Below are 10,683 nucleotides of genomic sequence, written 5' to 3' on the forward strand. Positions count from 1 at the left end.
GACGCGAAATGGTCAAATGCGAAATGGTGCGATTGAATGAGGAAATGAGAGAAAAACGTACTTTTCCTGAGAGAGGCCATAACCCCTAGTAGCAAAGTGCTGGCTGTTCAAGGTCTGTGTGGAGCGGCCAGTCTATTGGGGATTTTTACGCCGACTTTTTCATTATGGCGATATCCCTACATGGTAGTCGTTCGCCAAAGGGGCAAGTGGCTTAGTCTGCAATACCGTGACTGAAGTATCTTCCTAAAAACGTTGTGAAGTGGTTGATTAAAGTAGACGGACTTAACAATGATGCGAGAGTGAATTCTGAGTCTATCGGATGCGAAAATTCGATAAGCGGGGTATATAGATTCTAAGGTGTAATGGAGCCGCATTTCCTATTTGATATATTTAGTGGGGAATTGTAGCTCCGTACAAAGCGCCACTTTGGCTTGGACCCTCTGTCGTTGGCACAATTGGGGGCAAACGTTACAGGTGTTGATTTTTCAGATGAGGCAATTGCTGTTGCCCGACATTTGAACGAGGAACTCGGTCTGAATGTGAACTCTTTCTGCTTAGATGTCTACAAGATACCCGAATGCATTCATGAGACATTTGATATCGTGTTTACGAAAAGAAACATCTGTCCTGTTGGCATAGTGTCCTGCACCGTCCCCGGGGCATAGGCGGAACGCATATGCGGAAGCCGTCGGTTCTCTGCGACATAGTGCAGCACAAAAGGAGCACCATGTTCTCGTTCACGACGGCCCAGCACCATCCATCGTTAAAGCATTCAGGGCAAGCGCGTGACGTAGGTGGTGTCCAAGTCACGAATCGCCGAAAACCCGGATAACGCGAGTTGCAAGTCCAGTTCCGCCACCCACTGGCTGAGCAGTTCCTGGACACCCGCTTGTCCTCCAACGGCGAGAGCATAGCCATAAGGGCGCCCGATTAAGACGGCGTTGGCACCCAGAGCGATGGCCTTTAAGGCATCGGCAGCGTGGCGGATCCCGCTATCCAAAAGGAGAGGGAAGTCAGGGCCGATATGTTGCCGAACCTCGATGAGTGCGTCCAAAGATGAGATGGCGCCATCCACTTGACGGCCGCCGTGGTTGGACAAGATCACCCCATCCGCTCCAAGCGCGATGGCCTGCTGGACATCGTCTACATGCGTGAGTCCTTTGACCAATAGAGGCAATTGGGTCTGCTGTCGTATGTCAGCCAGGTCATCCCACGTAAAGGCGGGGTTGACGTACACGGATAAGAATTCTTGCACCGCTGCCGGTCGGTTCTGCTCAGGCGTTTCTTTCAGGCGAGCGCGGAAAGCGCTGTCTGTAAAGAAATTCGCAACCCCTTCGGCAAACAGGAATGGTAGATAGAGGTTTCGTAAATCGGTCTCCCGCCAACCAAGCATGGTAGTGTCGACCGTCACAACAATCGCAGTGTATCCGGCCGCTTCAGCACGGCGTAGAAAGCTACGGACGATGGCTGGATCGCGACCAGGATACAACTGAAACCACCGTTCTACGCCGTTTGCATCGCGAGCCAGAGTCTCTAAGTCGACCGAGGAGACGGTGCTCGTGATAAACGGAATATGCATAGCTGCGGCTGCTTTAGCAGAAGCGGATTCTGCGTCTGAGTGGAGAATGGACTGCACACCGATTGGTGCCAGAAAGTAAGGGGTTGCAAAAGTTTTGCCAAATAGTTCGACCTGCAAATCGCGATCCGCCACATTTCGCAACATCCGCGGACGGATGCGCCACTGGTCGAAGGCAGTCCGGTTGTTTTTCATCGTTTGTTCGGCGCCAGCTCCACCCTCCAAGTAACCCCACGGACCGTCCGCCAGCGTGGCTCGCGCTTGTGCGCGCCAATCTTCAATCGATACAGGCCAATCCCAGGTGGATTTTCCAGTCAAGGATTGTGCATACATCTTCAATTGTGCGTCTAAGCCCAGACGACTCATCGGGTTTGGACCTCCCAAACGGTTGATAGGGCAAGTATACCGGAGTCCATGGTTGTAATCTACCAGTTGCATGGTCGCCCCTTCATCCTTGCATCCTCAAAGTTCTTAATAGCACGTGGGTTGCGCGAATTCAGAGGACCCCAATAGAGAGTTGTCTAATTGATAGCAATCTTCGTCCAAACACGCTTGCAGATGCTCTCCTTTTATTTCATGATATGGCACAAGGATAAATGCCTTGGCATGGGATATCGCTCGGTGCAGCCATTTGAGGATTACCAGACGCTAAGCCAAGTTCGCGCTCTGTCCAACACGTGCCATCACGAAATCTGCCCTGTGATTGAGCAATGGACGCCGGACATGCACTCGAAAAAGGTCCATGCGTCATGGCGGCCCGGTGAAACGTTTTCGGGCTGTGGCTCAAATGGTAATGGAATCCGGGAAAAGCGTAGCGGTCATTGCGGCTGGAGAACGCTGGCCGAACGGCAATCTTCGTCCTGCATTAGAAGATGTACTGGGCGCGGGCGCGATTTTGAGTGATGCCAATCCCTGTGCATTGTCTCCGGAGGCGAGATCTGCGGTTTCGGTTTTTCGATCCGTTCAGGAGAATCTGCTCTCCACGTTGGTGGATTGCGCTTCTGGTCGGGAACTGATAGCGCGAGGATATCAAGAAGATGTTGTCATGGCCAGTCGTCTCAATGAGACCGATGTCGTCCCCGTGTTGGTCAATGGCGCATTTCAGGCCATGGAGAGGAGACAGAATCATGTTCTGCCATAAAGTCAGTGAAGAAATTCAACTCAAATTGCTAGAATTGCGCGATGCAGAAAAAATCTTTGCTTTAACAGATGCGTCTCGCTCTTATCTGCGGGAATGGCTACCTTGGGTGGATGCCACGCGAACCCCGGATGATTCGAAGGCATTCATTCAATCCACGCTTCAGCAATTTGCCGCCAACAACGGCTTTCAAGCTGGTATCTTGTACAAAGAAGAGTTTGCCGGTATGGTTGGGTTTCATGACATAAACTGGGCCAACAAGTCGGCTTCAATTGGGTACTGGCTTGGCGAGGGATTCCAAGGGAAAGGCATCATGACGAGCGCATGCCGAGCCATGGTCCATATCGCAATTCAGGAATACGGATTGAATCGCATGGAAATCCGGGCAGCGGTTGACAATCGCAAGAGCCGAGCCATTCCGGAACGACTCGGGTTTACGGAGGAAGGAACTTGTCGTCAGGCGGAGTGGCTTTACGACCACTATGTCGATCACGTTGTCTACGGTCTTCTGAAGGAGGATTGGTGTCACTCATGAAACGTCTATACATTGTACGCCACTGTTCCGCGACGGGGCAGGCGGCTGACGCGCCGTTGACGAACGCTGGCCGCGAGCAGGCAAACTTACTTTCGGACTTTCTCGCCGAGCAGGAGATTGACGCCATCCTCTCAAGCCCATTCGTGCGAGCCATACAGAGCATCGAGCCGTTTGCAAAACGTGCGAATCTGCACGTGCAGGTGGATGAGCGACTCGCGGAGAGAGTGTTGAGTTCCGAACCCATGGAAAACTGGCTGGATTGTTTGCAGCAAACGTTCTCCGACTTTGAATTGGCCTTTGATGGTGGCGAATCGAGTGGTCAGGCGACGAATCGAGCCGTTGCCGCGCTCGGCGAACTGTTTGCTTTGAATCAACGGAGCGCGGTGGTTGTAACGCACGGCAACTTGATGACGCTGCTGCTGAGACACTTCGATGAACGATTCGGGTTCGAGGCATGGGCAGCGCTGACGAATCCGGACGTGTACCTCGTGACGGTGAACGGATCGGAATCGACTGTGGAACGAGTCTGGGGACATAGCGAAGGTCGGTGAATCAAATTGAGACCTGATGAAGATGAACGTGATGCACTCATCGAGATCTGTCAGAAAATGTTCGGGTTCACTGTTCTTGATGCGCAACCGATTGTTCGTGGATGGCTAAATAAAAAATGAAAGTTGGACACCACGCATGGCGTCTTTCTGCTCAAGAGTTATCATCCGGACAGATATCGGTTGTATGATGAATCGGCTTTAGTTCGAGCGCTTCGATGGCAGTCTGAGCTACATACGCAGGGGCTACCTTGTCCACAAATTCTGATGCATCAGGGAGAACAGCTTCATTCGACACCCTCAGGGCAGCGATTCATGGTCATGACCTTTAGTGAAGGAGAGAGACTCATTCCTGGCCAGGCCACCTATGGTCAGATGTATTCGCTCGGTATGGCCACCGGACTGATGCATCGACTCCTTCTCACGCTCGGCGGTGTTCCAACCCAAGCGACATTTATGGTCCCGGAAGTACCTGAGCGGATTCGACACTTCGAAAACGTCTTGAAGGCCATGGAGCAGAATGACAAACATGAGCTGTATGCATTCGCGCAGCACCAATTAAACGCGTTGCAGGTTATCGACATCCGTGAATTTAGGAATGCCGAAATCGGATTTGCGCACCGCGATCTTTGGGCAGATAACATGCTTTTCTCTGGCGACGGGTTGTCGGCGATTTTAGACTTTGATCGACTCAATGCCGACTATCTCGAATTGGATATCGCGAGGGCTATCCTATCTGGCAATTTGGATGGCGAAACATTCAACGTGGATACCACGCAGGGCTTCCTTGACGGATATCGGACGCAACCTGAGTTTCCCACAGGGAGGATTCTACGAGATCTTCGCATGGTATGGTATATGGAAAGCACTTGGTGGATCACGCCGAACATGGACCAGCATACGGTACCCCCTCAGCGATTTGCGCACGAGATGGACTGGCTGGCTCGCAATATGCACAATTTACCGTCCCTACTGAGTCAACTTTAGTCGGAAGGAGGGGGTGATAGCGTGGATGTTCGTGTCCTTCATGCAGTAGATGCATCAGCTTATCGAGATCTTCGGCTTCAAGCGTTGTCCACCCATCCCGAAGCGTTCCTCACAACCTATGACGATTATTTCTCTCGTCCTCTCGAACTCGTGACCGAACGACTTACACCGGATGACCATCGCTTTACGTTGGGTGCTTTCGTAGGCGATGCATCAAATCAACTGGTGGGCACGGTGACACTGGTTCGAGAGCGAGCAACGAAGGCGCGCCACATCGCGAACGTGTTCGCCATGTTTGTATCGCCACACGTTCAGCGGCAAGGGATAGGGCGAAAGCTGCTTGCTGACTTGATTCAGCGGACACGGCAACTAGATGGCGTGGAGCAACTTCGTCTCTCTGTTGTGAAGGATAACGACGCCGCGATGGCGCTCTATCAGTCTGTGGGCTTTCAGGTGTATGGGATTGAACCGAACGCCATGAAAACGGCCAATCGGTCTTGGGACGAAGTCCATATGGTGCTCCTTCTCGCTCCACAGGGCCAGCCCCAACTGCAGTCAGCGCTCAACTTCGCAAGCATGGGTTTCAGCCACGTCACGATCAACGTCTCTGACCTTGAACGGTCACTTGCGTTTTACGTTGGAACGCTCGGGATGAAGCTTGTACATCGCGCGCGGCAGGATGCCTACCTCGAATGGGGGGAAGCCTGGATTTGCCTACAGGAGCGGCCCATGCTCCCAATGGCTCGGCCGCAATTTGGCGTCGATCACGTGGCGTTTTACATTCCGCAAGATGAATTGCACGCGACCGTTGATGCTCTGAAAGCGGCAAATGTTCCAATGATCCGTGGCCCAGTGGAGCGTGGCGGAGGTTGGACCGTCAATTTTCTCGATCCCGATGGTACGCAGCTTGAGTTTCACTCAGGGACGCTGGGCGAACGGATGAAGGTGTGGAAGTGAATCGGGACCAGACCGATATCGGCCAGTACGAGGCGCTGCTCGGTGCGTACTTCCCGGAATTGCCCCTGGACAGGATCTCACTACTCGGAGAAGGCTGGGACAGTATCGCGATAGAAGTGAATCACGCGTTCGTTTTTCGAATCCCAAAGCGCCCTGCAGTAGCACGTCAGATGTGCAAAGAAATCCGAGTGCTGGAGGCAATTCGGCCGTACGTGAAGGCGCGGATTCCGCTGCCCGAGTGGATAGGAGCAGCGCGTAGAGATTTTTCGGTATCAGTCGTGGGTTACCGGAAGCTACTGGGCACCCCACTGTCAGAAATCCCATCGGGATCGATGGGAAATCGTGTATTAAGTGAGATTGGCAATTTTCTTAGTGAGTTGCATACCATCCCAAAGGGTGTCCTCAAACAAGCGGATGTGCCTTGGTTTCGATGGACTGGGGACAACAGCGACGATGGACCACGGAATTGGAGAGAAGGGTTGCAGAAGTTCATGGATCGCATTCGACAGGATGTAATCCCCTTGCTGCGTTGTCCCGTCCGTCCCGTCGTGATAGACGTCATCGAAGACTTCTTTGCCAGTCCACAGAACTTTCAATTCGAACCTGTTCTGCTTCATGGCGATCTCGCTGCTGAACACATTCTGGTCAACACAGAGGCGGGTGAGATCGGTGTAATTGATTTTGGCGATTGTGGAATGGGCGACCCCGCATATGACGTGTGGCCGGAGTTGACGCCATTTTATGACGGACCTGTGGATGAATTGTTTTGCGCACGGCAGAGGTTTTATCGCAAGCTAGCGCCATTTCACGGTGTGTTGCATGGACTGTTGGTCTGTGATGAAGGGCTGGTGACGAATGCTCTCCGGCAGATGGAGGCGGAGTTTGCATAACCAGTCCACGTCTGAATTCTTTTTATGGTCGAAAGGAGGTCTCAACGTGAACAAGTGGATCTGTACGACTTGCGGCACACAATACGCAGAGAGCGAGACGCCACCTGCACATTGCCTCATTTGCGAGGATGAACGGCAATACATCGGATTAGGCGGACAAACGTGGACAACGCTCGAAAAGTTGAAGGTGGGTGGATACAGAAACGCCTTTTATGAACACGAACCCAACCTGTTGGGAGTCGAAACGGTTCCTGAATTTGCAATTGGCCAGCATGCGAAACTCCTTCGAACGCCGTACGGGAACATCCTGTGGGACTGCATCTCGTACCTAGACGATGTGACGGTCCAACTGATTCAGGGAATGGGTGGCATTCACGCCATAGCCATCTCACACCCACATTTCTATTCTTCCATGGTGGAATGGGCAGAGCGATTTGAGGCGCCTATCTATCTGCACGACCATGACAGACAGTGGGTGATGCAGCCGAGCGACCGGATTCAGTTTTGGAAGGGATCACAGGTCGAGTTGAACCCCGAGGTGACATTGGTTCATGTTGGTGGGCACTTTGCGGGATCGAGTGTGCTGCTCTGGAAGGCCGGTGCGAACGGCAAAGGGGCTCTGCTCACGGGTGACACTGTCTCGGTCTCGGCTGACCGCCGCTTTGTGTCGTTTATGTATAGCTTTCCGAATCGGATTCCGTTGTCGGCGACGATCATAAAGAGTGTCCGGAACAGGTTGCAACCGCTTTTCTTTGACAGACTGTACGGGACGCAAGCGAACACAGTGATTGAATCCGATGCGAAGGCTGGCGTGCTGCGGTCGGCAGACCGATATCTTGAGGCACTAGGGAGGTCGGAAGAACGCTGAGGCTCTGAATGGGGACTCGGTCTAGCAACGAAGGATATCCGATATGTGGAAAACATGACGTTCAACCAGTGGCTAGCCCCAAACCATTCGTAAATCAAGGAACGCTCATAGTAGGATTTGGACATCTGATGCGTCTATCTGGAAACGTGATATCCTATTTCGAAGATGGCACTGGCACCCTATAGTGGATGATAGGAAACAGGTAAGGGGGTCATGTCATGGAATATTCATTTTACGGGGTCGATCACGTTCAACTTGCAGCTCCAGCCGCATGCGAGGATGAAGCTCGCCACTTTTTTGTTGACGTTCTTTGCATGGAGGAAATCGAAAAACCGGAGACGCTAAAACAAAACGGTGGTGTATGGTTTCGTTGCGGCGGTCATCAAATACACATTGGAATCGACAAGAACTTCATCCCCGCGAAGAAGGCGCATCCTGCCATTCACGTGCAGAACTTGACGGCTTTGAAGGCACGCATACTCAGTCATGGCATCTCGGTGACAGAGGATGAATTGCTGCCCGGTGCAGAACGCTTCTATGTGGACGATCCATTCGGCAATCGACTTGAGTTTCTTGAGTGGAGGGTGTGAGCACCATGCCCATCAACTTCCACGACGAAAAAAATCGGAACTTATAGGCATCTCGTCACGCGGATGAGACTTGGCAGCGCACGATGCAACAACGTGTCAAGCCAAAGGGGCTGAGGGTGGCCGACATCGGCTACGGCGGGGGGATTTATTCAAGGGCATGGGTCGATCTCGGTGCAGAACCTGTGATCGGAGTGGAGTCCTCCAGGGTGATGGTAGAAGTAGCACGGGCGAATCCTGCCAGCGCACAATCCTTATCACTTATGAAGGTGCGCCTTCAGAAGCCATAAGGGTCTCAAATGGATGAAATGCCTTTTATCATTCCGATGATCCATTCGGACTAAGAGGAGATTTCGCCGTGGGAGCGCCTGCTCCATGGTTTTTTTCGTTCAGAGAAGCAGTTGCTCGGCGCAACGGGGCGACTTCCATGGGCAAAGAAACATGTGTGCCAACAAAAATTGCATCATTTTGAGGAGGAGGAACAATGGCGAAGCGGTTGAATCATAGAATTGCAGTTGTCACAGGCGTGAGCAGGGAGCGGGGAATTGGGACCGCCCTCTGTCGGGCTCTTGCCAACGAGGGAGCCGATACTTTCTTCACGCACTGGGGCCGCTACGAAGAGTCTATGGCGTGGGGAGCAGAGTGCGATTGGCCGGACGATCTCGAACGTGAGCTGCGGCAGATGGGTGTTCGGGCGAGCCATATCGAGGTCGATTTGGCGGATCCGTCAGAAAACTGGTGGCCGACTACGTCACACGAGGGGGCTGATACTGAAGAAGGATTTGCTTAGGCCCATCCATAAATATATATTGCGCAATTTTCCGGGGTACGACATTATCGAGCCGAAGTGCGCAGTGGCGATGAAATCTGAATATTCAAGTGACATAACAGAGGATCAAGAGGGGTACAGACCGTGGCACAGAGAGTAGCGGCAATTTATGATATCCATGGAAATGCCTCAGCATTAGATGCTGTATTGTTGGACGCTGAAAGATGCGGTGTGGATACGTTTGTATTCGGGGGGGATCTGGCTTGGGGACCTCAGCCCAGATTAGTTATGGAGCGAGTGATGTCCCTTGTTGGAAATGTTCATTTCATAAAAGGAAACGCCGACAGAGAGGTCGGAGAGCGGTACGGAGTCGAACAAGGTCTGGATGAGGGGACCGCAAAGATAAATCAATGGTGCTCCGATCAATTAACGCACGAGCAATTGGAATTTTTGAACGGATTAAAAGACAATGTCACGGTGAATATTGATGGACTTGGTGAAGTCTTATTTGTTCACGGTTCCCCACGAAGCGATGAAGAGGCCATTCGAAGAGATACACCAGAATCGGAAATTGAACCGATGGTCGTCTCAGTGAGACAATTTACAATTATTTGCGGCCATACGCACATTCAATTTGACCGCACTGTTTTTGGGAAACGAATTATCAATGCAGGGAGCGTCGGGCTTCAAAGTGCGGCACGAGGAGCCTGTTGGGCTTTGCTTGGTCCTGATGTAGAACTACGGGAGACGGAGTACGATTATCAGCATGCGGTCGCTCTGATACGCCAATCCGGTGTACCGATGGCGAATGATTTTGCCGATCATGTTTTGAATCCCCCGGCAGAAGGACCCTAATTTACTCAGCTATGGAGCAGTCGTCCTGAACACTGGATTGTCCGTGAGCAGGTTTGCTATGGAGCCAGTGCTATGGAATTCACAGGATAGAATTTGGGAGGGGCGTGAACAGATGAGTGAGTTTTTGGTGGTGCATTATGATTTAGTTCGCAAAACGCGACAACGTTTGTTTGCCTTCTTGGAGAGCGTGCCAGTTGAGGCGCTGCATGTTGAGGTGCCCGGCTTCGGGTTCGGTACCATCGCTGGCACTCACCTGCACGTAGCGGGGTGCTATATGCACTGGCTGGTTGGATTCGCAAACACTCGGTCCAAGCCGGAATATCCCACGGAAGAGGAGACGCGCTCTGCCGACGTAGCGATGCTTCGCCGCTGGTTTTCGCTATCCGACGAGGTCGTGGATGAGTTTCTGCAAGCATACGGGGCCCGCCCTACAGAGCTGATTTATAACGAGTCTGAGGGCCGGATCGGTCTAACGCCACTCTGGCTAATGACCCATACGATTACACACGAGTTTCATCACAAGGGGCAGATTGTCACGCTAGCGCGCAAACTTGGGTATGCGCCACCCGATACGGACTTGGTTTATCCGGACAACGAGTAACCATAGGAAAAGGCAAGTTGTAGGAGACACGGTGGAAGCAGTCGTTGGAAAGAGAGGGGACGAGAGGGTGGAGGTGCTGTTGTTTCACCACGTGATGGGACGGACAACGGGTATGGACTCCTTCGCCGACCAGATTAGGAAGGTCGGTCATACGGTCCATGTTGCAGATCTCTTCGAAGGTCGCGTGTTTGCGACGATCGAAGAGGGTATGGAGTATGTCGGTGAAATTGGGCTTGAACAGATTTTGGAGCGCGGCGGGCGTGTCGCCCTCGAGTTTCCGCGAGAAATCGTCTATCACTACAACGCAGTTAGGTAATCGCATCAAGCAGAACCTTGAAGACGCCGTTTCTGGTGAGAGCGAAAAGCCTTGGC

General features: G+C 52.4%; 15 protein-coding genes and 1 pseudogene. 15 read left to right on the forward strand and 1 reads right to left on the reverse strand.

Annotated features, from left to right (window positions below):
* Window positions 1–446 precede the first annotated feature (446 nt).
* Entirely contained in the window at window positions 447–665 is a 219-nt protein-coding gene (locus M4I36_RS16895; protein WP_374986109.1) for a class I SAM-dependent methyltransferase, read from the forward strand.
* 107 nt (window positions 666–772) lie between these two features.
* On the opposite strand, the gene M4I36_RS11600 is transcribed toward M4I36_RS16895, so the two are convergent.
* Entirely contained in the window at window positions 773–1,942 is a 1,170-nt protein-coding gene (locus M4I36_RS11600) for an alpha-hydroxy-acid oxidizing protein (protein WP_258111908.1), read from the reverse strand.
* Between the two features lie 394 nt (window positions 1,943–2,336).
* Here M4I36_RS11600 and M4I36_RS11605 point away from each other — a divergent pair, with 394 nt between their 5' ends.
* From M4I36_RS11605 to M4I36_RS11665, 14 genes and pseudogenes are all read left to right on the forward strand, one after another.
* Window positions 2,337–2,717 carry a 2-phosphosulfolactate phosphatase gene (locus M4I36_RS11605; protein ID WP_258111909.1) on the forward strand — a complete coding sequence of 127 codons (381 nt, stop codon included), beginning with the start codon at window positions 2,337–2,339 and terminating at the stop codon, window positions 2,715–2,717.
* Window positions 2,704–3,249: a GNAT family N-acetyltransferase gene (locus M4I36_RS11610; protein WP_258111910.1), complete on the forward strand. Its 546-nt coding sequence runs from the start codon at window positions 2,704–2,706 to the stop codon at window positions 3,247–3,249. Before M4I36_RS11605 ends, M4I36_RS11610 begins: the two co-directional genes overlap by 14 nt.
* Window positions 3,246–3,800 carry a histidine phosphatase family protein gene (locus M4I36_RS11615; protein ID WP_258111911.1) on the forward strand — a complete coding sequence of 185 codons (555 nt, stop codon included), beginning with the start codon at window positions 3,246–3,248 and terminating at the stop codon, window positions 3,798–3,800. The genes M4I36_RS11610 and M4I36_RS11615 overlap by 4 nt, the downstream gene beginning before the upstream one ends.
* A gap of 123 nt (window positions 3,801–3,923) precedes the next feature.
* On the forward strand, window positions 3,924–4,784 hold the full coding sequence (locus M4I36_RS11620) for a phosphotransferase (protein ID WP_258111912.1): 861 nt from the start codon (window positions 3,924–3,926) through the stop codon (window positions 4,782–4,784).
* A 150-nt stretch (window positions 4,785–4,934) separates the two neighbouring features.
* Window positions 4,935–5,282, forward strand: a pseudogene (locus M4I36_RS11625) (N-acetyltransferase family protein); the annotation flags it as partial.
* A gap of 78 nt (window positions 5,283–5,360) precedes the next feature.
* Entirely contained in the window at window positions 5,361–5,741 is a 381-nt protein-coding gene (locus tag M4I36_RS11630; protein ID WP_374986118.1) for a VOC family protein, read from the forward strand.
* Complete coding sequence (locus M4I36_RS11635) at window positions 5,738–6,631, forward strand: phosphotransferase family protein (protein WP_258111913.1); 894 nt, start codon at window positions 5,738–5,740, stop codon at window positions 6,629–6,631. Before M4I36_RS11630 ends, M4I36_RS11635 begins: the two co-directional genes overlap by 4 nt.
* A 46-nt stretch (window positions 6,632–6,677) precedes the next feature.
* Window positions 6,678–7,499 carry an MBL fold metallo-hydrolase gene (locus tag M4I36_RS11640; RefSeq protein WP_258111914.1) on the forward strand — a complete coding sequence of 274 codons (822 nt, stop codon included), beginning with the start codon at window positions 6,678–6,680 and terminating at the stop codon, window positions 7,497–7,499.
* Window positions 7,500–7,717: 218 nt separating this feature from the next.
* Window positions 7,718–8,089, forward strand: a complete 372-nt coding sequence (locus M4I36_RS11645; RefSeq protein ID WP_258111915.1) for a VOC family protein — start codon at window positions 7,718–7,720, stop codon at window positions 8,087–8,089.
* Window positions 8,090–8,172: 83 nt separating this feature from the next.
* Complete coding sequence (locus tag M4I36_RS16900; protein ID WP_374986114.1) at window positions 8,173–8,376, forward strand: 50S ribosomal protein L11 methyltransferase; 204 nt, start codon at window positions 8,173–8,175, stop codon at window positions 8,374–8,376.
* Window positions 8,377–8,570: 194 nt separating this feature from the next.
* Entirely contained in the window at window positions 8,571–8,876 is a 306-nt protein-coding gene (locus M4I36_RS11650) for a Rossmann-fold NAD(P)-binding domain-containing protein (RefSeq protein WP_258111916.1), read from the forward strand.
* Between the two features lie 123 nt (window positions 8,877–8,999).
* Entirely contained in the window at window positions 9,000–9,710 is a 711-nt protein-coding gene (locus M4I36_RS11655; protein WP_258111917.1) for a metallophosphoesterase family protein, read from the forward strand.
* 112 nt (window positions 9,711–9,822) lie between these two features.
* Complete coding sequence (locus tag M4I36_RS11660; protein WP_258111918.1) at window positions 9,823–10,311, forward strand: DinB family protein; 489 nt, start codon at window positions 9,823–9,825, stop codon at window positions 10,309–10,311.
* Between the two features lie 67 nt (window positions 10,312–10,378).
* Window positions 10,379–10,627, forward strand: coding sequence for a dienelactone hydrolase family protein (locus M4I36_RS11665; protein WP_258111919.1), 249 nt, complete (start codon window positions 10,379–10,381; stop codon window positions 10,625–10,627).
* Window positions 10,628–10,683 lie beyond the last annotated feature (56 nt).

The sequence above is a fragment of the Alicyclobacillus sp. SP_1 genome (genome assembly GCF_024706985.1).
Classification (GTDB): domain Bacteria; phylum Bacillota; class Bacilli; order Alicyclobacillales; family Alicyclobacillaceae; genus Alicyclobacillus_I.